19 protein-coding genes and 2 tRNA genes are annotated in these 22,059 nt (G+C 70.8%); 19 read left to right on the plus strand and 2 right to left on the minus strand.

The features are described 5' to 3' along the window. Positions 1-77: 77 nt before the first annotated feature. From SCNRRL3882_RS27170 to SCNRRL3882_RS27185, 4 genes are all read left to right on the plus strand, one after another. Positions 78-1,628: an alkaline phosphatase D family protein gene (locus SCNRRL3882_RS27170; RefSeq protein WP_010041948.1), complete on the plus strand. Its 1,551-nt coding sequence runs from the start codon at positions 78-80 to the stop codon at positions 1,626-1,628. 602 nt (positions 1,629-2,230) lie between these two features. Next, positions 2,231-3,727, plus strand: a complete 1,497-nt coding sequence (locus tag SCNRRL3882_RS27175; RefSeq protein ID WP_010041950.1) for a bifunctional cytidylyltransferase/SDR family oxidoreductase — start codon at positions 2,231-2,233, stop codon at positions 3,725-3,727. Between the two features lie 172 nt (positions 3,728-3,899). Beyond that, positions 3,900-6,011 (plus strand): CDP-glycerol glycerophosphotransferase family protein, encoded by a 2,112-nt coding sequence (locus tag SCNRRL3882_RS27180; protein ID WP_231911179.1) that lies wholly within the window; start codon positions 3,900-3,902, stop codon positions 6,009-6,011. Positions 6,012-6,212: 201 nt separating this feature from the next. Continuing rightward, complete coding sequence (locus SCNRRL3882_RS27185; RefSeq protein ID WP_029181310.1) at positions 6,213-7,421, plus strand: glycosyltransferase family 2 protein; 1,209 nt, start codon at positions 6,213-6,215, stop codon at positions 7,419-7,421. Positions 7,422-7,488: 67 nt separating this feature from the next. Here the strand turns inward: SCNRRL3882_RS27185 and SCNRRL3882_RS27190 are convergent, their stop codons facing one another. Next, complete coding sequence (locus SCNRRL3882_RS27190) at positions 7,489-9,561, minus strand: hypothetical protein (RefSeq protein ID WP_010041956.1); 2,073 nt, start codon at positions 9,559-9,561, stop codon at positions 7,489-7,491. A gap of 968 nt (positions 9,562-10,529) precedes the next feature. Here SCNRRL3882_RS27190 and proB point away from each other — a divergent pair. From proB to SCNRRL3882_RS27215, 5 genes are all read left to right on the plus strand, one after another. Further along, entirely contained in the window at positions 10,530-11,636 is a 1,107-nt protein-coding gene (proB, locus tag SCNRRL3882_RS27195) for a glutamate 5-kinase (RefSeq protein WP_010041959.1), read from the plus strand. Between the two features lie 134 nt (positions 11,637-11,770). After that, positions 11,771-12,229, plus strand: coding sequence for a hypothetical protein (locus SCNRRL3882_RS27200; protein WP_010041961.1), 459 nt, complete (start codon positions 11,771-11,773; stop codon positions 12,227-12,229). 83 nt (positions 12,230-12,312) lie between these two features. Beyond that, positions 12,313-13,599, plus strand: coding sequence for a glutamate-5-semialdehyde dehydrogenase (locus tag SCNRRL3882_RS27205; RefSeq protein ID WP_010041963.1), 1,287 nt, complete (start codon positions 12,313-12,315; stop codon positions 13,597-13,599). A 130-nt stretch (positions 13,600-13,729) separates the two neighbouring features. Next, a complete protein-coding gene (locus tag SCNRRL3882_RS27210) occupies positions 13,730-14,323 on the plus strand; it encodes a hypothetical protein (RefSeq protein ID WP_010041965.1) in 594 nt (197 codons plus the stop codon). Positions 14,324-14,412: 89 nt separating this feature from the next. Continuing rightward, a complete protein-coding gene (locus tag SCNRRL3882_RS27215; RefSeq protein WP_010041966.1) occupies positions 14,413-15,483 on the plus strand; it encodes a hypothetical protein in 1,071 nt (356 codons plus the stop codon). 20 nt (positions 15,484-15,503) lie between these two features. Here the strand turns inward: SCNRRL3882_RS27215 and SCNRRL3882_RS27220 are convergent, their stop codons facing one another. Next, positions 15,504-16,628 carry a M48 family metallopeptidase gene (locus SCNRRL3882_RS27220; protein ID WP_029181312.1) on the minus strand — a complete coding sequence of 375 codons (1,125 nt, stop codon included), beginning with the start codon at positions 16,626-16,628 and terminating at the stop codon, positions 15,504-15,506. A gap of 125 nt (positions 16,629-16,753) precedes the next feature. Between SCNRRL3882_RS27220 and SCNRRL3882_RS41165 the strand changes: the two genes are divergently transcribed. From SCNRRL3882_RS41165 to SCNRRL3882_RS27260, 10 genes are all read left to right on the plus strand, one after another. Further along, positions 16,754-16,915: a hypothetical protein gene (locus SCNRRL3882_RS41165; RefSeq protein WP_010041969.1), complete on the plus strand. Its 162-nt coding sequence runs from the start codon at positions 16,754-16,756 to the stop codon at positions 16,913-16,915. Between the two features lie 163 nt (positions 16,916-17,078). Continuing rightward, positions 17,079-17,243: a hypothetical protein gene (locus SCNRRL3882_RS41170; RefSeq protein ID WP_010041970.1), complete on the plus strand. Its 165-nt coding sequence runs from the start codon at positions 17,079-17,081 to the stop codon at positions 17,241-17,243. 71 nt (positions 17,244-17,314) lie between these two features. Continuing rightward, the gene (gene nadD / locus SCNRRL3882_RS27225) at positions 17,315-18,058 is read left to right on the plus strand and encodes a nicotinate-nucleotide adenylyltransferase (RefSeq protein ID WP_029181313.1); all 744 of its coding nucleotides are present in this window, start codon (positions 17,315-17,317) and stop codon (positions 18,056-18,058) included. A gap of 16 nt (positions 18,059-18,074) precedes the next feature. Then, on the plus strand, positions 18,075-19,778 hold the full coding sequence (locus SCNRRL3882_RS27230; RefSeq protein ID WP_010041974.1) for an LCP family protein: 1,704 nt from the start codon (positions 18,075-18,077) through the stop codon (positions 19,776-19,778). Between the two features lie 104 nt (positions 19,779-19,882). Further along, positions 19,883-20,329: a ribosome silencing factor gene (gene rsfS, locus SCNRRL3882_RS27235; RefSeq protein ID WP_010041976.1), complete on the plus strand. Its 447-nt coding sequence runs from the start codon at positions 19,883-19,885 to the stop codon at positions 20,327-20,329. Beyond that, on the plus strand, positions 20,326-20,994 hold the full coding sequence (locus SCNRRL3882_RS27240; RefSeq protein WP_010041978.1) for a histidine phosphatase family protein: 669 nt from the start codon (positions 20,326-20,328) through the stop codon (positions 20,992-20,994). Before rsfS ends, SCNRRL3882_RS27240 begins: the two co-directional genes overlap by 4 nt. 75 nt (positions 20,995-21,069) lie before the next feature. Next, positions 21,070-21,142: transfer RNA gene (locus tag SCNRRL3882_RS27245), tRNA-Ala, on the plus strand. Positions 21,143-21,342: 200 nt separating this feature from the next. Further along, a complete protein-coding gene (locus tag SCNRRL3882_RS41175) occupies positions 21,343-21,516 on the plus strand; it encodes a hypothetical protein (RefSeq protein ID WP_010041981.1) in 174 nt (57 codons plus the stop codon). Between the two features lie 3 nt (positions 21,517-21,519). After that, the gene (locus tag SCNRRL3882_RS27255) at positions 21,520-21,753 is read left to right on the plus strand and encodes a hypothetical protein (protein WP_006136074.1); all 234 of its coding nucleotides are present in this window, start codon (positions 21,520-21,522) and stop codon (positions 21,751-21,753) included. Positions 21,754-21,881: 128 nt separating this feature from the next. Beyond that, positions 21,882-21,954: transfer RNA gene (locus tag SCNRRL3882_RS27260), tRNA-Ala, on the plus strand. The last annotated feature ends 105 nt before the right edge of the window (positions 21,955-22,059 follow it).

The raw sequence follows: 22,059 nt of genomic DNA on the forward strand, positions 1-22,059 counted from the left end.
GCGTTCAGCGGGCGGACCGCCCGCGAGCGTGAAGCTTCCCAGTGTCCAAGTGGCCAGCGAGGTAAGGGAGTCAGCCGATGACCGGAGCAGTATCCCCCGACCGACGCCGCTTTCTGACCGCCGGTGCCGCGGTCCTCGGTGCCGCGGCCTCCGCCCAGCTGTGGCTTCCGGCCACCGCCCGCGGGGCCGAGACGCCGCTGCCCGACGGCGTGTTCAGCCTCGGCGTCGCCTCCGGGGACCCGCTGCCGGACGGCATCGTGCTGTGGACCCGGCTCGCCCCGGACCCGCTGAACGGCGGAGGCATGCCCGACCGGGTGGTGCCCGTGGAGTGGCAGCTCGCGGAGGACCACCGGTTCAGAAAGCTCGTCCGCCAGGGCACCGCCCAGGCCCGGCCCGAGTACGGGCACAGCGTTCACGTGGACGTACGCGGGCTGCGCCCGGACCGTACGTACTGGTACCGCTTCCGCACCAGCGGGCAGCTCTCGCCCACCGGCCGCACCCGTACCGCGCCCCACCCCTACAGCTCCGGTGGCTCCCTGCGCATGGCGCTGGCCTCCTGCCAGAACTGGCAGCACGGCTATTTCACGCCGTACGCCGACATGCTCGACCAGGACCCGGACGTCGTGGTGTTCGTCGGCGACTACATCTACGAGTCCACGCCGTCGGCGACGGGCGTACGACGCCACGAGGGGACCGGTGAGCCGTTCAGCCTCGCCCAGTACCGCAACCGGTACGCCCAGTACCGCACCGACGCGGACCTCGCGGCGATGCACGCGAACGCGCCCTTCGTGGTGACCTTCGACGACCACGAGGTGGACAACGACTTCGCCGGCGAGATCCCGCAGGACCCGGACAAGCAGCCGCACGACGCGTTCGTGGCCCGGCTGACCGCGGCCTACCAGGCGTTCTACGAGCACATGCCGGTCCGCGCCACCGCCGTCCCTTCGGGTCCGCACATCCGGATGTACCGCCGCCTGGAGTTCGGCCGGCTGGCCCGCCTCAACGTCCTGGACACCCGGCAGTACCGCAGCGACCAGGCCACCAGTCAGGCCGGTGCCCAGGACCCGTCGCTGACCATGCTGGGCGCCCGGCAGAAGCAGTGGCTGCTGAACGGGCTCCAGGACTCCCCGGCCCGCTGGAACCTGATCGCCTCGCAGATCATGATGGCCGAGACGGACCTCAAGGTCGGCGAGGGCAAGCTCTGGTTCTACGACGCCTGGGACGGCTACCAGGCCGAACGCAACCGCTTCCTCCAGGAGTTCAAGCAGGTCCGCAACCCCGTCGTGCTGTCCGGCGACCGGCACCTGACGATGATCAGCGACCTCAAGGAGGACTACGCCGACCCGGACTCCGCGGTCGTCGGCGCCGAGTTCGTCGGCACCTCCATCTCCAGCAACGGCGACCAGGACCAGGCGGCCTTCCGCAAGGAGTGGGACCCGCGGCGCCCGGACAACCCGCACTGGAAGCTGCTCGACGCACACCGCGGCTACCACCTCTTCGACATCGGCCGCGGCGGCATCGACGCGCAGGTGAGGGTGGTCGACACCGTTCGGCAGCCGTCGGCGACGCCGAGCACGCTGGCCAGGCTGCGGGTCGAGGCGGGCCGGCCGGGCGTCGAGGTGGTCTGACCCGGCCCCTGACACACACGTGAGCCCGGCACTCCTCGGAGCGCCGGGCTCCTCGCCGTACGAGACGTGTGATCCTTGTGAGAAGTCCGACCCGGGCTGTCGGCGTATTGTTCTCGCCGAGATCGAAATGCTGCGGAATCTTAACCAGGAATTCCGCGCGGCAATGAGCTGACGGACGAGTCGCATTCGCGGCTTGCCCGGGACGGCGCGCCCACGCATATGAAGAACGCGTGCAGCCCCACGCCCGGGGGCGTGAAGATCCGCGGACGGCGGTGGGCCGCTCGACAGCCGCCGCGACCGGCGACGGGGCGACGGTGCGGGCGGCACCGTCAAAGCGCGTACCGTGCACCAGACATCGTCCAAGGAACTCGTGAAGGTCCTCGGTCACCGCCGTCTCAAGCGGCTCCGACGTCGCTGAGCATCTGTGGAGTTACTCACAGCGCATTTCCCCGAGGGGCGCGGAACCGTCTCACCAATCACCAGGAGTGGGAGGTGAATGACAGGTTGCGCGCACATATGCGGCAGAGGTCGCTCACCTTGCACTGCGGTAACCACAAGTGGGACCATTTCCAAGTTCCCTGTCGCCCCAAGGTAGGTCACCTGTGTCCCAGCACATAGCCAAGCCCCGTACCACCGCAGTGATCCTGGCCGGTGGCACCGGTCAGCGGGTGGGTCTGTCGATCCCCAAGCAGCTGCTGAAGATCGCCGGCAAGGCAGTCATCGAGCACACGCTGACCACCTTCGAGAACGCGGACTCGATCGACGACATCATCGTGCTGATGGCACCCGGCTACGTGCCCGACGTCGAGAAGATCGTCGCGAAGGCCGGATTCAAGAAGGTCTCGAAGATCATCGAGGGCGGCGCCACGCGGAACGAGACCACGGAGCGCGCCATCTCGGCCCTGGGCGAGGGCCTGGCCGAGGGCGAGGACGCCAACGTCCTCTTCCACGACGCCGTGCGCCCCCTGCTGTCGCAGCGCGTCATCGACGACTGCGTCGCCGCGCTGGAGCGCTACCAGGCCGTCGACGTGGCCATCCCCTCCGCCGACACCATCATCGTCACGCGCACGCACGGCGAGGACGGCGAGTTCATCACCGAGATCCCGGACCGCTCCCGGCTGCGCCGCGGCCAGACCCCGCAGGCCTTCAAGCTGTCCACGATCAGGCGGGCCTACGAGGTCGCCGCCGGCGACCCCAACTTCCAGGCCACCGACGACTGCTCCGTCGTGCTCAAGTACCTGCCGGACGTGCCGATCCACGTCGTCGCGGGTGACGAGTACAACATGAAGGTCACCCAGCCCGTCGACGTCTTCATCGCCGACAAGCTCTTCCAGCTGGCCTCCACCGCCGCGCCCGAGCAGGTCTCCGAGGACGCCTACCGCGAGCTGCTGACCGGCAAGACGGTCGTCGTCTTCGGCGGCTCCTACGGCATCGGCAAGGACATCGCCGAACTCGCCGAGTCCTACGGCGCCAAGGTCTACGCGCTGGGCCGCTCCACCACCGGCACCCACGTGGAGAACCCGGAGGAGGTCGACGACGCCCTGTCCAAGGCCTACGCCGAGACCGGCCGCATCGACTACGTGGTCAACACCGCCGGCGTGCTGCGCATCGGCAAGCTCGCCGAGACCGACAACGCCACCATCGAAGAGGCGCTGAAGGTCAACTACCTGGCCCCGGTGCAGATCGCCCGTTCGTCGTACAAGTACCTGTCCGAGACCAAGGGCCAGCTGCTCCTCTACACCTCCAGCAGCTACACCCGCGGCCGCGCCGAGTACAGCCTGTACTCCTCCACCAAGGCCGCCATGGTGAACCTCACCCAGGCCCTGTCCGACGAGTGGGCCGGTGACGGCGTCCGCGTCAACTGCATCAACCCGGAGCGCACGGCCACCCCGATGCGCACCAAGGCTTTCGGCCAGGAGCCGGCCGGCTCGCTGCTGTCCTCCGAAGCCGTGGCCCGCACCTCGCTCGACGTGCTGCTGTCCGAGCTGACCGGACACGTCATCGACGTCCGCCAGCAGGACCCGACCGCCGGTGCGGCCCGCGCCTCCGGCTTCGAGCAGGCACTGGCCTCCGTGCTGGACCGGCAGGACGGCGTGTAATAATTGGCGCCAAATAGACTTCGGTAATTCAGGCCTCTGCGCCCTCCTGTTAACGGCTTCGTCAACAGGAGTGTTCGCAGGGGCCTGAATCCATACAGTCTCGCGAATATTCACAGACCAGCCGCATTCTAGAACCAAGACCGGCACACCCCTCCCAAGAGCAGGTTTCTCCGTGATATCCACCGCTATTCGCGTCGCCCGGGTGGGCAGCGCGGCCGAGCTGGCCGCGGCGGTCCTCATGATGCTGGGCTTCCCCTGCCTCATGCTGGCCGCGCTCGTCCCGAGCGTCCCCGCCTTCGCGGCAGCGGCCGCCGTGACGTACCTGGCGGACCACTATCTGCACCGCAAGGGCAGCTATCTGATCAACCGCCTCAGCAAGGTGCGGGCGGGCCTGTCGATCCGCTTCCTGATCCGGCAGCTGCTCCTCGTCCTGCTGCTGGCCCGGCTGTCCCTCGCGGACAACCTGATCTACTACGGGGCGATCGCCTGCTTCATCGCCTTCTACGGTCTCCAGGCCCCGCACGGCGCGCTGGTCCAGCTGATCCGCAACCGCCGCCGCATGCCGGTCGCCACGCGCAACATCGACCTGAAGTCGCGCATCCGCATCCCGGACGCCCCGCCGCGCCGGCTGCTGCACCGCTCCGCCGAGAAGATGCTGCACCTCGACCTCTTCGCGGTCGCCGGCATCCTGCTCGCCGCGCAGGTGAAGTCCGCCCTCGTCGGCTTCGTCGGCATCGGCATCACGGTGGCCGTCGCCTCCCTGTACGTGCTGGCGCTCATGCCGTACGTGCGGGGCCGGAAGATCCCGCCGAACGCCGAGAAGGTGCTGGCCGCCGTCGACAACTGGCTGGGCGAGTACAAGCCGGAGACGGTCCTGTACTTCTCCGGTTCCAAGGACTCCGCGTACCAGGTGAACATGTGGCTGGACACCATGGAGAACCTGGACTCCAAGCCGCTGATCATCCTGCGTGAGCGGGCCATCCTGAACAACCTCGCGCCGACCACGGTCCCCGTCATCTGCGTGCCCGGAGGGGTGCACCTGATGAACATGGACCTGTCCACGGTGCGGGTCGCGCTCTACGCGGCGAACGTCGGCAAGAACATCCACATGCTGCGCGTGCCCACCATGAAGCACGTCTTCATCGGCCACGGCGACAGCGACAAGCTCGCCAGCGTCAACCCGTTCAGCAAGGTCTACGACGAGGTGTGGACGGCCGGCCGCGCGGGCCGCGACCGCTACGCCATCGCCGACGTCGGTGTCCGCGACGACGACATCGTCGAGGTCGGCCGCCCGCAGCTCGCCCCGATCCAGACCTGGCAGGGCGTGCCCGAGGGCCGGATCCCGACCGTGCTGTACGCCCCCACCTGGGAGGGCTGGGACGACAACCCCGGCAACACCTCGATCCTGCTGGCCGGCGAGAACATCGTGAAGAAGCTGGTCGCGGCCGACCCGCCGGTGCGCGTCCTGTACAAGCCGCACCCCTTCACCGGCACGCGCAGCAAGGAGGCCAAGGCCGCCCACGAGCGCATCACCGCCCTGGTCCGGAAGGCCGCCGCCGAGCGCGCAACCGACTCGCGCTTCGTCACCGACAGCGCCGCCCAGGCGCAGGCCAGGACCGAGCTGGCCCGGATCGAGGCCCGGATCGCCCAGCTGGCCGGCACCGGCGGCGACAAGGGCCGCGACGAGGCCGAGGCCACCCGTGACGGGCAGGTCGACGTCGCCCGGCACGAGGAGGTCGCCCGGCTGCGCGCCGAGTGGAACGCCGCCTACTGGCGTTCCTTCCCCACCTGGGAGCACCGCGTCATCACCGGCGCCGAGCCGCGGTTGTACGACTGCTTCAACGTCTCCGACGCGATGGTCTCCGACATCTCCAGCGTGGTCTCCGACTTCATCGCGAGCGGCAAGCCGTACGCGGTCACCGACTCCGCGGAGGTGGGCGTCGAGGAGTTCAAGCGGAACAACACGGCCGTGCGTGCCGCGGTGATCCTGTCCAACAGCGCGGACGAGCTGGGCGAGCTGCTGAGCGCCGTCCGCGACCCGGCCGCCGACCCGCTGGCCGAGGACCGCAAGGAGCTCAAGCAGTACCTGCTGGGCCCGGACGAGCCGGCCTCCATCGACCAGTTCAACACCGCCGTCGCGAACCTCGCGCTCAAGGCCGAGACGCGCAATGTCGGCCAGGAGTCACGGATCGCGGCCGCCACCGCCGAGGGAGAACTGGCGAACGCCGTGCCCGGGCAGCGGGTGTCCTCCGCCGGTGACACGGACGGCGTCGGCACGGGCTGAGCCGCCGGCCGCTTCAGAGTTCGGCCCCCGAGGAGCGCTCCTCGGGGGCCGAACTCTTTCTCGTTCCCGCTTCCTGTCGGTTCAGCATGTGATGTGACTCACTAATACGTGTGTTTGGGGCAACCGCTTGCCCCGATCACTCGTCTACCAAGTAGCGAATGAGGCGATACGGGGGGAATATCCCATTGACTAGGGGGAAACGTGACCGTTGCGCAGCCTGATGTGAGCGTGATCATCGGGGCGTACGAAGCGATGCCGTATCTGATCGAGTGCCTCGCCTCCGTCGAGGCGCAGACACTCGATCCGGAGCGCATCGAGGTCATCGCGGTGGATGACGGATCGACGGACGGCACAGGGGAGTACCTGGAGGAGTTCGCCGAGCGCGCTCCCATGCACGTCCTGGTGATCCGGCAGGAGAACTCCGGCGGACCCAGCGGCCCGCGCAACGTCGGTCTGGGCAAGGCGACCGGGCGTTACGTCTTCTTCCTCGACGCCGACGACCGGCTGGGCCCCGAGGCCCTGGAGCGGATGGTCGACATGGCCGACCGCGCCGGGACGGACGTAGTCCTGGGCAAGGTCGAGGGCGTCAACCGCTCGGCACCGAAGTCCATGTGGGGCAAGACGGTGGAGCGCGCGGACGTGTACTCGTCCAACATCAAGTTCACCCTCAGCGCGCAGAAGCTGTTCCGCCGCGCCCTGCTCGAGCGGCACGGCATGCGGTTCGACGAGTCGCTGTTCACCGGTGAGGACGCCCTGTTCACGATGGAGGCGTACCTGCGGGCGGACGGCGTCTCCGTGGTCGCCGACCACACCTGCTACTACCTGGTGGGCCGTGACGACGGCAAGCACGTGACCAAGAGCGGCAGCTACACGCTGCGCTTCGACTCCGCGCGGGCCCTGATGAACCTCATCGCCGAGCTCGTCCCCGCGGGTGGCCGGCGCGACCAGCTGATGGTCCGGCCCTTCCTCGTCACGCTGCTGCCGCAGTTCGGGCCCAAGTACCTGACGGACAGCGAGGAGATACGCCGGCACAAGTTCGAGCTGGCCAAGCCTCTGATGGACGCGTACTGGACCGAGGGCGTCGCCCAGCGCCTCAAGGTCCACGAGCGGCTGCGGCTGCACCTGGTCGCCGAGCAGCGTCCCGACCTGCTGCTGGACGTCGTGAAGTTCGTCAAGGCCAAGAAGCAGGCGGCGGCCCTGCTGGAGCGGAAGGGCCGCCGCGTCTACCTGGCCTATCCGCACTTCCGCGACCGCGCCGCGGGCATCCCCGACTCGGTGTACCTCGCCGAGCCGCGCGAGGCCCGCGTCTTCCCGGGCTACCGTGAGGGCGGCGTCGACACGTTCGTACGCCGGGCGGTGCGCAAGGCGCGGCGGGTGCTGACGTCGCGTGAGGTGCGTCCGGCGGCGTGAACGCGAACGCGGGGCCGTGGGCTGATCGCCCACGGCCCCGCGGTGCTGGGGGGTGTCCGCGAAGTCCCTAGTGCTGTGCGGTCGTCGGCAGGCCGGCTCCGTCGCTCGCCGGCTCCGTGCGCTGGCCGGGCAGTTCCGCGGTCGGCCGCTCCGCCGCCAGGCGCTCCGCCACCCGTGCCCGGTGGTCCCGGGCCTGAGCGCACAGGGCCTGCACGGCCGCGTTGAAGCGCTCCTGCGACGGCGGATCGGCCGGGCCCAGCAGGCGCAGCTTCAACTCGGCGCGGGCCTCGGCCAGCACGTCCTTCTCCGGGCACCGGACCGTCTCCAGCAGGCCCGGCACCCCGGCCGCGTCCGGCGTCAGCACGGTCGCCGCCGCCACCGTCGGGAACGCCGTACGGAAGGCCTCCTCGGGCAGCCCACTGGTGTTCGCCACCGCGTACGGCTTCTCGCTCGCCAGGAAGTCGCTGATCACGCTCGACACGTCACTGATCAGCAGGTCGGCCACGTTGAAGCAGGAGTACAGCGCGGGCCGGGCGTCCGTGATGATCTGGTGCTCGCCCTCCGGCAGCGAAGCCCAGTAGGCCTCCTCCCAGGCCGCCGTCGCCCGTGCCACCGCCTCCGCCCGGCCCGGCTCCGGCGCCGACTGCACGAGCATCCGCTCCAGCGTGTCGGCCCCGGCCCGGAAGTCGGCCGTGGTGAGGCGGTCCAGCTCCTCGGTGAGACGGGTCAGCTCGGCACCGGCCGTGGGGCGACGGGCCCCCGTGCGCTCCCGGTTGGCCGCCCGGATCAGCTCCCGGATGCGCAGATCGGCCGCGCCCGCGCGCGGGTCCACCGACCCCGTCAGCGGATGCGGCTTGTACAGCAGCCGCACACCTGGATCCGCGAGCAGCGCCCGCACCAGGTTCTCACCGGCCGCGATCACCGACGTGTTGCCGGGGTTGCCGTCCCAGCCCTCCCAGGTCGGCGCGTACAGCACGGTCGTGTTCGTCCTCCGCGGCGGTCCGGCGTACGGCCGTACGGCGTCCAGTTGCGGACGGCCCGTCTCCACCACGTCCTTGTCCTCGACGCCGACCTCGGCCAGCGCGTACCGTTCGCGCGCGGCGGGCCCGGCCACCCAGACCTCGTCGTACGCCTTCGCGTACGGGTTGCAGGAGGACAGCTTGTCGCTCTCGCCGTGGTTGACGAAGGTGTGCCTGATCGTGGGGATGCGCAGTACCTGGGAGGTCTTGCCGGAGTTCGACGGGTGGATGAGGACCTGGAGCGTGGAGTGCTCCAGCCGCATCAGCGTGGACACCTTCGGCAGGCAGACGATCGGGATGTCCGTCGCCGCGATCTTCTGCACCATGAACCGCTCGCGCAGCACGATGACCGGCTTCCCGTCGAGCTTGGCGAGCGGCTCCAGCCACATGTTCGCCTGGTAGGCCGAGGAGGCACCGCCGGAGAAGTACAGGCCCACGGTCGGCCGGTACTCGGCCAGCCACGCGTCGAACCAGGCGAGCACCTCCTGCTCGCCGGCCGGGCGGCGTCCCGGCAGCAGCCGGAGGAGCAGTGCGCCGAGGCCGGTCAGCGCGAGCAGCAGGGACAGCGCGATGCCCGCGGCGGCGAACACCGGCTCGTCGCGCGGCGCGGCGGCCAGCAGTCCGGCCGTCGCCGGCAGGCCGAACACCAGCAGCCGGTGGCCGGGGCGGCGCAGCAGCCCGGACGGGGCCGGGGACAGCCGCAGGGCCGAGGCGTCGATGTTGCGGGTCACCACCGGCAGCGTGCGGGTGCGGCGCACCAGCACGGAGAGCGCCTGGATCGCGCAGTGCAGCACGTAGAAGGCGAGCAGTCCGGCCACCAGCGGGGCGTACACCGTCTCCCGGTCCTGCTCGCCGAGCCGCAGCAGGCCGACGACCAGCAGCAGGTCCCGCAGGACGTGCCGCACGGTGATGTCCGCGTGCGACTTGGCGAACAGCGACAGCACCCCGCGCTGCCACCGGTACAAGGCGCCCTCGGTGGCCAGGGAGACGGTGGTCGCGGCGAGCAGCAGGGGTACGTGGGGCAGCAGCGCCGCGACCGCCTGAGCGGCGAACGCGGCGGCCAGGACGATGGTGACCAGCCCCTTCAGCAGGGCCGGTGGGCGGGGGAGAGGTAGGGGCACTGCGGTCACTCCAGGAGCGTCGGGTCGGCGCAGGTCGGCCGTCCGGGTTAACGCGCGGCGACCTCCCGACGACACGCGCGTGTCCCGGGGTGGCGTGCGGGGTGCGCGGTGCATGTGTTCGGGGGTGGCGTGCGCGTGTGCCGCAGGCGGACTCCGGGGGCGTGCGCGGTGTGCCGCGGGTGTGTTCCGGGGGCGTGTGCGGTGGACGCCGGGGGGGGGGTGTTCGGTCGCGGCCTGCGTGGTCTGCCGGGCGGTGGCCTGTGCGGTCGGCTGCACAGCGTGTCCGGGGTCGGCGTGCCACGGGCGTGTCTGGTGGCGGCCTGTGCGGTGCGGCGGTGGTGGCGGGCGGTGTGCCCGAGGGTGTGTTTCGGGTGGCGTGTGCGGTGCATGCCGGTGGTGAGTTGGGTGGCGGCCTGCGTGGTCTGCCGGGCGGTGGCCTGTGCGGTCGGCTGCACAGCGTGTCCGGGGTCGGCGTGCCTCGGGCGTGTCTGGTGGCGGCCTGTGCGGTGCGGCGGTGGTGGCGGGCGGTGTGCCGAGGGTGTGTTTCGGGTGGCGTGTGCGGTGGACGCCGGGGGTATGTTCGGTCGCGGCCTGCGTGGTCTGCCGGGCGGTGGCCTGTGCGGTCGGCTGCACAGCAGCGTGGCCGGGACGGCGTGCCGGTGTGCCAGGGGCGCGTTCGGGGGTGCCACGCGCGTGCCTGATGGCGGCCTGCCCCGTCCGTGCGGTGCGGCCTGCAGGGTGGGCGGTACAGGGCCCCTCCGGGAGAGGCCCCTTCACGGCGCGTCTAGGGGGCGTCTCCACCGCCCGTGCCCGCGGACAGTGGGAGCACCGCCGGGCGGTGACGCCCGCCGTACCGTCCGTAGCGTGGACCGGCGCCGCGCCCCGTCCGGCCGTCCCGTAGATTTCCTGGTGAGCGACCGAATCGACGCGAGGGGACGGACGGCGACGTGGCAGGGGCAAGGCAGGCCGTGGGCGAGGCCCGCAGGATCGTCGTCAAGGTCGGGTCCTCCTCGCTGACCACCGCCTCGGGCGGCCTGGACGCGGACCGCGTGGACGCGCTGGTCGACGTGCTCGCCAAGGTCCGCAGCGGCGGCGAGCGCGAGATCGTCCTGGTCTCCTCCGGCGCCATCGCGGCCGGCCTCGCCCCCCTGGGCCTGCGCCGCCGCCCGAGGGACCTCGCCCGGCAGCAGGCCGCCGCCAGCGTCGGCCAGGGCCTGCTGGTCGCCCGCTACACCGCCTCCTTCGCCCGCTACGGCGTCGGCGTCGGCCAGGTGCTCCTGACCTCCGACGACATGAGCCGCCGGGCCCACCACCGCAACGCCTCCCGCACCCTGGACAAGCTCCTCGCGATGGGCGCGTTCCCGATCGTCAACGAGAACGACACCGTCGCCACGGACGAGATCCGCTTCGGCGACAACGACCGCCTCGCCGCCCTCGTCGCCCACCTCGTCCACGCCGACCTGCTGGTCCTGCTGTCCGACGTGGACGGCGTCTACGACGGCGACCCCGGCAGGCCCGGCACCTCCCGCATCGCCGAGGTGCGCGAGCCGTCCGATCTCGCGGACGTCGAGATCGGCAGCGCGGGCAAGGCCGGCGTCGGCACCGGCGGCATGGTCACCAAGGTCGAGGCCGCCCGGATCGCGGCCGCCGCCGGCATCCCCGTCGTGCTCACCAGCGCCGTCCACGCGGCCGACGCCCTGACCGGCCGGGACACCGGCACCTACTTCCACCCCACCGGCAAGCGCTCCGCGGACCGGCTGCTGTGGCTCCAGCACGCCTCCACCCCGCAGGGCGCCCTCACCCTGGACGACGGCGCCGTCCAGGCCGTCGTGGAGCGCCGCAAGTCGCTGCTGCCGGCCGGCATCGCCGCCGTCGAGGGCGAGTTCAGCGCCGGTGACCCGGTCGAGCTGCGGGACCGCACGGGGCACGCCGTGGCCCGTGGGCTGGTCAACTTCGACGCCAAGGAGATCCCGAGGCTGATCGGCCGCTCCACCCGCGAACTGGCCCGTGAACTCGGACCCGCGTACGAACGCGAGGTCGTACACAGGGACGACCTGGTGCTCCTGCACCCGTAATGTGTCGAAACATCCGCCCCCGGTGGTGGACGTTCCGCAAAACCGCCACGCGAACCCTTGCGGCCTGCTCAACTTTGTCCCGGGGACATGTTCCGCAGCAGCGCCACTGTGCAAAGGAGGCCGTCGTGAGACGAGTGCGCCCTGGGGCCGCGGCGTCCCGTGGTGGTGCCGGCTCCCGCGCGGCCGGTGAGGAGCGGGCCCTGACGAGCGTGGCAGCGGGGGACCGCTTCGAGGGCGAGGAGCCCGGTGACACCCCGCGCCTGTGGCACGTCACCCTCAGCGTCTCCGGCAGGGAGGCCCCGATCACGGAGGTCCGGCGCGCCCTCGAACAGCTCGCCCACGACCACCCCTTCCTCCTGACCAGCCGATACGCGGTCGACCACGCGGAGATCCGCTACTGGGAGGAGGCCCGCGACCTGCACGACGCGGCCGCCGTCGCCCTGCGCCTGTGGGGCGAGCACCGGCAGACCGCCGGACTGCCGCCCTGGGAGATCGTCGGCCTGGAGGTCATCGACCGCGTGACCTACCACCAGCGCATCGCCGAGGGCTACGGGCCGCCGCCGGCGTCACCGGTCGGAGTTCATCCGTTCTGACCTCCGCGGGAAGTGTCTCGGGAAGCGTCTCGGGGTGTGGAACGAGCGGTGTAGGGTCCCGCCCGGCACACTACGCTTCCCTCATGACCACGCTTTCGCCGTACGACTCCATGTCCCCGGTCACCGAGGCCGCCTACCGCGCCAAGGCCGCCGCCGCGAGCCTCGCGCCGCTGCCGCGGGCCGACAAGGACGACGCGCTGCTCGCCATCGCCGACGCGCTGGAGGTCCGTACGAGCGAGATCGTCGAGGCCAACGCCAAGGACGTCGCCAAGGCCCGCGAGGCCGGCATCAGCGAGGGCATGATCGACCGGCTCACGCTCACCCCGGAGCGGGTCCGCGCCATCGCCTCCGACGTGCGCGACGTCGCCGCGCTGCCCGACCCGGTCGGCGAGGTCGTGCGCGGCTCCACGCTGCCCAACGGCATCGACCTGCGCCAGGTCCGCGTGCCCCTCGGCGTCGTCGGGATCATCTACGAGGGCCGGCCGAACGTCACCGTCGACGCCGCCGCCCTCTGCCTGAAGTCCGGCAACGCGGTCCTGCTGCGCGGCTCCTCCTCGGCGTACCAGTCGAACACCGCCCTCGTGCGCGTCCTGCGCGACGCCGTGGGCGGGGCCGGGCTGCCCGCCGACGCCATCCAGCTCGTGCCCGGCGAGAGCCGCGACAGCGTGCGCGAGCTGATGCGCGCCCGCGGCCTGGTCGACGTGCTGATCCCGCGCGGCGGCGCCTCGCTGATCAACACGGTCGTCCAGGAGTCCGTCGTCCCGGTCATCGAGACCGGCACCGGCAACTGCCACGTCTACGTCGACGCCCAGGCCGACCTCGACATGGCCGTCGAGATCCTGATCAACTCCAAGGCCCAGCGCGTCGGCGTCTGCAACGCCGCCGAGACCCTGCTGGTCCACCAGGACATCGCCGCCGAGTTCCTGCCGCGGGCCCTGGACGCCCTGGCCGACACGGGCGTCACCGTGCACGCCGACGAGCGCGTGATGGCGTACGCCAAGGACTCCAAGGCCACCGTCGTCGAGGCGACGGCCGAGGACTGGGAGACGGAGTACCTGTCGTACGACATCGCCGCGGCGGTGGTGGACTCGCTGGACAAGGCCGTCGAGCACATCCGGCTGTGGACCTCCGGCCACACCGAGGCCATCGTCACGACCTCCCAGCAGGCCGCCCGCCGCTTCACCCAGCTGGTCGACTCGACCACCGTCGCGGTCAACGCCTCCACCCGCTTCACCGACGGCGGCCAGTTCGGCTTCGGCGCCGAGATCGGCATCTCCACGCAGAAGCTGCACGCCCGCGGCCCGATGGGCCTGCCCGAGCTGACCAGCACGAAGTACATCGTCACCGGGGACGGGCACGTGCGGCGCTGAGCCGCCTGCCAGGAGTATGTGAAGCGGCGCATGCGTGTGCGGCAGGGGTGAACGGGCCGGGCGTGCGCCGTGCGGCACCCCGTGAACGCCGTCTCAACCGGCGGATGAATTTGCATACCGTCTGCCCAAAATGACCCCCCAGGTCTACTCTGGAACCGTGCCGGAGGACGTGGGGGGCACGCCGTTTCCTGACGGCCGGGAGCCCGACGACGACCACGACCGCGGGGTGTCGGACGAAGAGTTCGCCTCCGTGGTCTTCGACGAGGCCTTCGTACGCGCGGCCGTGGTGCACGAGCCGACCGCCGTGGAGCGCCTCCTGGCCGCCGCCAAGGCGAGAGCCGAGGCCTCCGAGGCCGAGGCGCGCCGCGCCCACTCCAGAGGCGAGCGGTACGACGACGGGTACGGTCACGGCGATTTCGGCCATGATCCCGAGTTCGACGAGCTGGACGACCCCGACATCCTCGAGGACCACTACGGCGGCACGGGGCCCTACTCCAAACAGGTCCGCTGGCACCGTCCCGTCGCCTGGCTGCTCGCCGTCGTGATGGGCGTCGGCATGGTCGCGCTGGCCTTCACGGCGGTCTACCGGGGTGCGTCCTCCAACCGTGAGGAGCCCGTGCCGGCGCCCACCTCGACCGGCCTGGAACAGGGCAGCGGGGCGGCTCCCTCCGCTTCCGCCGACTACTCCCAGCCGGCCGTCTCGGTGATCCCGCGCACCCCCTGACCGGAACCCGCCCGTCCTGGTGAGTACCTGTCAGAACTTGTGGTGCGGCCGGGCGTTTACCCGAGCTTCCGGAGACCTACCCTGAAGATATGGGCGGGCCTGGAGACCCACCTGAGGGGACACCAGAGGGCGCTCCCGGAGGTGGAGAGGACGAGTATCGATCCGTCGTCTTCGACGAGTCGTTCGTCCGTGCTGCCCGCCTCCAGGAGTTCTCCGCGCAGGAGCGCATCGCCGACCACGCGCCCGCCGTGCGACGCCGGCCGCCCCTGCGCCGGGGCCTGTCCCGGCAGGCACTGGTCCTGGTCCTGCTGATCGCCCTCGCCTTCGGCACCGCGATCTACATGGGGGTACGCCACCCCTACCAGACCCCCGCCGCCCGGGAGTCCGCCGAGCCCCTGCGGATGACCGTCATCCCGCTCGCCCCCGAGGGCAAGGTGCCCGGCACGGCCGACCGGGCGTACCTGTACGAGCGCAGCCCCGCCGCGCAGTTCAAGAGCGGCGCGGAGGGCGTACCGCTGCCCGCCTCGCGGCGCACCTCGCACTTCTCGGACAGCCAGGTCGTCAGCGCCCTGACCACCGCCAAGGACTACATCGTCCGCTCCGCCCTCGACCCGGACGTGCTCATGGGCGGTGAGGTCCGCGCCGTCCGGCTCCTGCTGGACCCCGACCAGCTGGACCAGTTCGACCAGAGCTTCGCCCGTCCCACCGCGGACGGACGCCACGCGCCCACCGGCTGGCTCGTCCGCTTCGACCCCTCCCGCGCCGAGCTGGCCGACCGCAAGGTGCGGGTCCAGGGCACGCTCCAGGCCGCCGAGGTCGACTCGTCCACGCTTGAGGTCACCGCCGACCACACGCTCGTCTACGCACTGAAGCCCGCCGGGGCCGGTGCCAAGGCCGAGGTGTCCCTGTTCACCGTCCGGCGCGAGCTGCACTTCCGCTTCGACCGCGACGACCTGCGCCTGCACCAGGGCCAGCTCGTCGTCTCCTACGTCCAGGCCGGGCCGCTCTCCTGCGCCGAGGACTCCACGAACCACCTGCGGCCTCTCCTGGCCGGCCAGACGGCCAAGGAAGGCGGCCCCGCCGGCACGGACCCCTACGCCACGGGCAGCGCCACGGCCCTGTGCGGCACGCTGGCGACCAGCGCGCAGCCGAGGGTGTGAGACGGGCTCTCCAGGGCGCCTCAGCTGTCGTCGCGCGGCGGCTGTTCGTCTCCCGGGGAGTCCGACGGGCCCGGCGTCTCGGGGTCCCGGGGCGGCTTCTGAGCCGAGTTCGTGAAGCCGCCGAAGCCCCGGCGGACGCGGTCGCCCAGGTCGCCGGCGCCACCGGCGAGGTCCGTGACCAGCTTCATCAGCGGGTCCTTGGAACTCTTCACATGTGTCGTGTAGTGGTTCGCCGAATCCCGCCAGGAGTCCCGGACCGAGGTGTCCTTGTCCTCGTCGCGCCGCGGGTAGTGGCCGTCCATGATCCGCTGGTGGTCCCGGGACTCGGCCCACTTCTTCAGCTCGGCCGCCCGCACGGTGGTGAAGGGGTGGGAGCGCGGCAGCACGTTCAGGATCTTCAGCACCGAGTCGCGCAGGTCGCCCCCGGCCTCGTACTCCTCGGCCTGCTCGAGGAACGCGTCCACGTTCATCTCGTGCAGGTGGTTGCCGCCCGCGATCTTCATCAGACCCCGCATGGACGCCTGAAGGTCCTGCCCGACGAGCAGCCCCGCCCGGTCCGCGGACAGCTCCGACTTGCGGAACCACTCCCGCAGCCCGGTCACGATCGCCATGATCGCGAGGTTGCCCAGCGGGATCCAGGCGACCCGGACGGCGAGGCTGGTCAGGAACAGCAGGATGGTCCGGTAGACCGAGTGCCCGGACAGCGCGTGCCCCACCTCGTGGCCGATGACCGCCCGCATCTCCTCCTCGTCGAGCAGCTCGACGAGCCCCGTCGTGACCACGATGATCGGCTCGTCCAGACCGATGCACATCGCGTTGGGCTGCGGGTCCTGGTTCACGTACATCGGCGGGACCTTCTCCAGGTCCAGGATGTAGCAGGCGTCCCGCAGCATCACGTTCAGGTGGGAGAACTGCTGGTCCGACACCCGCACCGAGTCGGACAGGAACAGCAGCCTCAGACTGCGCTCGGGCAGCAGGCCGCTGAGCGCCTTGAACACCGTGTCGAAACCGCTCAGCTTGCGCAGGGCCACCAGGGCGGAACGGTCGGCCGGGTGCTCGTACGTACGCGAGGAGATTCCGGGGAAGCGCCTGCGCTGCCTGCTCGGCACGTGCTCGTGCCCGTGGTGCTCGTGGCCGTCGGACATGTCTTCCCCCATGTGCGTCTGTATGACCTTTGCGGCCCCTTGTGCGGCCTTTTGCTTCCCCGAGGCAGAGCCCAGCCTAGGCGGAGTTACGGTGGTCGGGCAGTACAGCGAAGGAGACCACCGCCATGGAGCACCACCCCGCAGCCGCCTGGCTCGCCGAGGCCGCGACCGCCGCCGAGCGGCAAGGAGGGCCGGGGATGCTGCGGTACGTACTGCTCGTGATGATCGTGGGCTGTGTGCTGACCGGGTGGTTCCTGCTGCGCGGCTACAGACGGAAGGACGACTGAGGCACCGGGAAGGTTCCCCGCCGGACCCCGGGAACGGGCCGGGCGGGACCGCGCACCGGCTCCGTGTCACGAAGAGGCGGAGTCGGGGTGATCGCGGCCGGGGCGCCCGCTTACGATGAGCCGACGTCTTTAACCCGCCCACACGCGATAGGTCCTGCCGAAGATGAGCTTCCACAGCACCGCTGCCCAGTTGGTCACCCTCGCCGCCGAGGGCGAGGAGCACGGCGGTAACCACGAGAGCCTCAGCCCCTACCTCACCGGTGGTGGCGCCCTCTTCGCCCTGCTGCTCCTGCTGTGGATCACCACCCGCTTCAACCGCGACCGCTGAGCCCGGCCGGGCGCCCCGGGGACCACAGGGGCGGCCGGGCCCCTCAGGAAGGGCCGGTAGGGTCTGCACGCATGGGAGAGCAGGACATGCCTACCGGTCCGGCGAACGAGACGCCGCACGACCCGGCACAGGACACGGCGAGCGGCACCGAGCGACACTCGGAGCCCCGCCGTGCCGCCACGGCGCACCGCCAGATCGACGGCCCCGGAAACGGCCGGCCCCAGCTGGGCAAGCGCCGCCTCGGCGTCATGGGCGGAACCTTCGACCCGATCCACCACGGGCACCTGGTGGCGGCCAGTGAGGTCGCCGCGGCGTTCCACCTCGACGAGGTGGTCTTCGTCCCGACCGGCCAGCCCTGGCAGAAGAGCCACCGCAGCGTCTCCCCGGCCGAGGACCGCTACCTGATGACGGTCATCGCGACCGCGGAGAACCCGCAGTTCTCCGTGAGCCGCATCGACATCGACCGCGGCGGCCCCACCTACACCGTGGACACCCTGCGCGACCTGCGCGCGCTCAACCCCGACACGGACCTGTTCTTCATCACCGGCGCCGACGCGCTCGCCCAGATCCTCACCTGGCGGGACAGCGAGGAACTGATCTCGCTCGCGCACTTCATCGGGGTCACCCGGCCCGGCCACCACCTGAACGACCCAGGACTCCCGGAGGGCGGCGTCTCCCTCGTCGAGGTCCCCGCCCTCGCCATCTCCTCCACGGACTGCCGTGCGAGAGTCGCCAACGGCGACCCCATCTGGTATCTGGTGCCGGACGGAGTCGTGCGCTACATCGACAAGCGCGAGCTGTACCGCGGCGAGTGAGCCGAGAGGGGCACCGGTGAACGACCGATACGACCCGGGGTACGGGGACGACCAGTACGAGCTCGTCGGCTACGACGAGTACGGCCAACCTGTCTACCGGCAGGTCCAGGCCCAGCAGCCCCAGCAGCAGGCGTACGACTCGTACGCCCAGCAGCAACAGCAGGGCTACGGCTACGACCCGTACGCCACGGCCGGGCAGCAGCCCCCGCCCGCGTACGACTACGGCACGGGCCGGCAGCAGTCCGGCTACGGCTCCTACGACCCCTACGCCTCCGGGCAGCACCAGGGCGGCACGGCGTCCCACGACCCGTACGGCCAGGCCGCGGCCGGCGCCGGTACGGCCCAGCAGCCCCGCGTCGCCGAACAGACCGCCCACATCCCGCAGCAGGCGGGCCCGGCCGACGACGAGGAAGTCCGGGACGGCCATCAACGGGAACAACGGGAGTACCACACCGAGCAGTTCGCCTTCGTCGAGGAGCCCGACGACAACTCCGAAGACGTCATCGACTGGCTGAAGTTCACCGAGAACCGCACCGAGCGCCGCGAGGAGGCCCGGCGCCGCGCCCGCAGCCGGATCGTCGCCTTGGTCGTCGTCCTCGCGCTCGCCGCGGTCGGCGGCGTCGGTTACCTCTGGTACGCGGGGAAGCTGCCCGGCCTGTCCTCCGACGACTCAGCGACGGGCACGGCAACGGCCGCGGGCGCCCAGAAGCGCGACGTGATCGTGGTCCACCTGCACGACACCAAGGGCGGCGGCACCGCCACGGCCCTCCTCGTCGACAACACCACCACCAAGCGGGGCACCACCGTCCTGCTGCCGAACTCCCTCGCCCTGACCAGCGACGACGGCACCACGACGACGCTCGCCAAGTCGGTCGAGGACGACGGCTCCGACGGCACCCGCGACGCGCTCGACACCGTCCTCGGCACCGACATCGAGGGCACCTGGCGCCTGGACACCCCCTACCTCCAGAACCTCGTCGACCTCGTCGGCAACATCGACGTCGACACCGACACGGCCGTCCCCGACCCCGACGCCAAGAAGAAGGGCGAGGCCCCCCTGGTCAACAAGGGCAAGGCCCAGACCCTCAGCGGCAAGATGGCCGTCGCCTACGCCACCTACCGCGCCCCCGGCGAGGCCCAGAACGCCCAGCTGGAGCGCTTCGGGCAGGTCCTGCAGGGCGTACTGCGCAAGATGTCCTCCGACCCGCAGGCCGCGACGACCACGATCCAGACCCTGGCGCAGATCCTGGACCCGTCCCTGACCGACAAGGACCTCGGTTCCTTCCTCGCCGGGCTCTCCGACCTCGCCAAGGGCGGCGACTACCGGACGGACCTGCTGCCCGTCCAGGCCGACGGCACCCTCAGCGCCCAGGCCGGCGAGGGCGTGGTCAAGAACGTCCTCGGCGGCACCGCCAAGAGCCCCGACAAGGACGCCGCCGTCAGCGTCTCCGTGCAGAACGCCACCGGTGTGAAGGACAACACGGAGAAGGCCCGCGTCGTGCTCCTCAACGGCGGCTTCACCTTCCTGGAGGGCGGCACGGCCGGCTCCGCCCGGGCCACGTCCAAGGTCACCTACGCCGACGCCGCCGACAAGGCCGACGCGGCGGAGGTCGCCAAGACCCTGGGCCTGCCCGCGGGCTCCGTCACCAAGGGCAAGATCTCGGCGAGCGCCGACGTCGCCGTCGTCCTCGGCCAGGACTACAAGCCGTCGTCCGACTAGCCGGCAGGAGTGTGCCCCCCACGCGGTCGACGTAATCGCGTGGGGGGCGCGCGGCGGTCCGTGAGACCCTTGGTGGCAAGTGACCGCCGACGGAAAGCCTTGTAGTGACCGTGACCGACCGCTCTCACGAGCTGATCAACACCGCCGCCCAGGCGGCCGCCGACAAGCTGGCACACGACATCGTCGCCTACGACGTCAGTGACGTGCTGTCCATCACGGACGCCTTCCTGCTGGCCTCCGCGCCCAACGACCGCCAGGTCAAGTCGATCGTCGACGAGATCGAGGAGCGCCTCAGCAAGGAACTCGGCGCCAAACCGGTGCGCCGCGAGGGCGACCGCGAGGCCCGCTGGGTGCTGCTCGACTACGTCGATATCGTCGTCCACGTCCAGCACAGCGAGGAGCGCGTCTTCTATGCCCTGGAGCGGCTGTGGAAGGACTGCCCCGAGGTGGAGCTGCCCGAGGACGCCAAGGCCACCCGCGGCAAGGCCGAGGAGCACGCCAAGCTGCGAGCGGCCGAGGAGGCGGCGGAGCTGGACGGTGACTGGCGGTGACCTCCTTCAGTGAGACGTCCACCGGCAAGGGCCGGGGCCGCCGCATCATCCTCTGGCGGCACGGCCAGACCGCGTGGAACGTGGAGCGCCGCTTCCAGGGCACCACGGACGTCGAGCTCACCGAGACCGGCGTCGCCCAGGCCCGGCGCGCGGCCCGGCTGCTGGACGCCCTGAAGCCGGACGCGATCGTCGCGTCCGACCTGAAGCGGGCCGCGAACACGGCCGCCGAGCTCGCCGCGCTCACGGGCCTCGACGTGACCCACGACGAGGCGCTGCGTGAGACCTACGCGGGCGCCTGGCAGGGCCTGACGCACGAGGAGATCATCGCCCGGTACGGCGACGAGTACGCCGCGTGGAAGCGCGGCGAGCCGGTGCGCCGCGGTGGTGGCGAGCTGGAGACCGAGGTCGCCGACCGCGCCGCCCCCGTGGTGCTGCGGCATGCCGAGAAGCTCCCCGAGAACGGCACGCTCGTCGTGGTCAGCCACGGCGGCACCATCCGCACCACCATCGGCCGCCTCCTCGCCCTGGACCCCCACAACTGGGAGACCCTCGGCGGACTCTCCAACTGCTGCTGGTCCGTCCTCGGTGAAGGCGCCCGCGGCTGGCGCCTGCTGGAGCACAACGCCGGCACCCTGCCGGAACCGGTGCTCGGCGACGACGACTGACCCCCGGATTTCACTTTCCGGCAGGTCGCAGGCTAAAGTTCTTCTTGTTCGCCCCGCCAGCGGAGACGAACACGAGGGGCTATAGCTCAGTTGGTAGAGCGCCTGCATGGCATGCAGGAGGTCAGGAGTTCAATTCTCCTTAGCTCCACGACAAGATCCCGTTCCCGTCAGGGGGCGGGATTTTTCATGCTCCCCCTTGAGTCACTCGGGCCCCTGAGGCGTATACCTCTACGGCCCCGCCGGGTTGCCGTGTCCGGACTGGTACTGAGGCGTCGCTGACCGTATTGGTCCGGTCGTGGCAGAATCAAACGGCCGGAAGGGGGCGCGGCCCGACGGGAGGGAGTAGCGATGCCTGCGAGCATCCTCGAGGAGGTCGACCACCTCCTCGGAGCAGCATTGACACGGGAGATGTCGACCCGCCTCAGCTGCCCTTCCTGCGGTTCCGCGCACGTGGCCCAGATGCTCGGCGACAACGGCGGGATCTCCTACGTGTGCACGGCCTGCGGCCACAGCTGGAGCTGATCGATGGGTGCACACAGGCGGAAATGCGACTGGTGTGGCAGCGGGACTCCGATCGTCCGCGACATGGAGCCGATCAATCCCGACTACCAGTACTGGTGCGAGGAGTGCGCGCGGGCGCTGATCATAAAGGGCGACCCGATCGAGACGTACCGCGAGCTGGAGGGCGAGCCGATCTACGGCCGGCTTCTGGAGGAGCACTGCACGCTCAAGCGGTTCTATTCGTTCGTCACGGCCTAGCGCCCGCCGGTCGGTGTGAACCCGGCATATCGGGCATCTCCGTACGAGGCGAAATGGATTTGGTGTTGGGCCCGGAGGACCAGTAATGTTGGCGTCGCCGCCGGGGGAAACCGGAGGCAACACAGCAAGGGGCTATAGCTCAGTTGGTAGAGCGCCTGCATGGCATGCAGGAGGTCAGGAGTTCAATTCTCCTTAGCTCCACAGCAGATGAGAAGGCGGGCCATCCGATCGGATGGGCCGCCTTCTTCGTGTGCGGTGTCCGTGTACGCGTACGGCGGGCTTCCCCGGGGGAAGCCCGCCGTACGT

The organism is Streptomyces chartreusis NRRL 3882 (assembly GCF_900236475.1).
GTDB classification, from domain to species: domain Bacteria; phylum Actinomycetota; class Actinomycetes; order Streptomycetales; family Streptomycetaceae; genus Streptomyces; species Streptomyces chartreusis_D.

What these genes read in the sequence shown, in the direction of transcription:
- SCNRRL3882_RS27170 (WP_010041948.1), top strand. Translation starts at nt 78, where the DNA reads ATGACCGGAGCAGTATCCCCCGACCGACGCCGCTTTCTGACCGCCGGT.
- SCNRRL3882_RS27205 (WP_010041963.1), top strand. Translation starts at nt 12,313, where the DNA reads ATGACCACGCTTTCGCCGTACGACTCCATGTCCCCGGTCACCGAGGCC.
- SCNRRL3882_RS27210 (WP_010041965.1), top strand. Translation starts at nt 13,730, where the DNA reads ATGACCCCCCAGGTCTACTCTGGAACCGTGCCGGAGGACGTGGGGGGC.
- SCNRRL3882_RS27215 (WP_010041966.1), top strand. Translation starts at nt 14,413, where the DNA reads ATGGGCGGGCCTGGAGACCCACCTGAGGGGACACCAGAGGGCGCTCCC.
- SCNRRL3882_RS27220 (WP_029181312.1), bottom strand. Translation starts at nt 16,628, where the DNA reads ATGTCCGACGGCCACGAGCACCACGGGCACGAGCACGTGCCGAGCAGG.
- SCNRRL3882_RS41165 (WP_010041969.1), top strand. Translation starts at nt 16,754, where the DNA reads ATGGAGCACCACCCCGCAGCCGCCTGGCTCGCCGAGGCCGCGACCGCC.
- SCNRRL3882_RS41170 (WP_010041970.1), top strand. Translation starts at nt 17,079, where the DNA reads ATGAGCTTCCACAGCACCGCTGCCCAGTTGGTCACCCTCGCCGCCGAG.
- nadD (WP_029181313.1), top strand. Translation starts at nt 17,315, where the DNA reads ATGGGAGAGCAGGACATGCCTACCGGTCCGGCGAACGAGACGCCGCAC.
- SCNRRL3882_RS41175 (WP_010041981.1), top strand. Translation starts at nt 21,343, where the DNA reads ATGCCTGCGAGCATCCTCGAGGAGGTCGACCACCTCCTCGGAGCAGCA.
- SCNRRL3882_RS27255 (WP_006136074.1), top strand. Translation starts at nt 21,520, where the DNA reads ATGGGTGCACACAGGCGGAAATGCGACTGGTGTGGCAGCGGGACTCCG.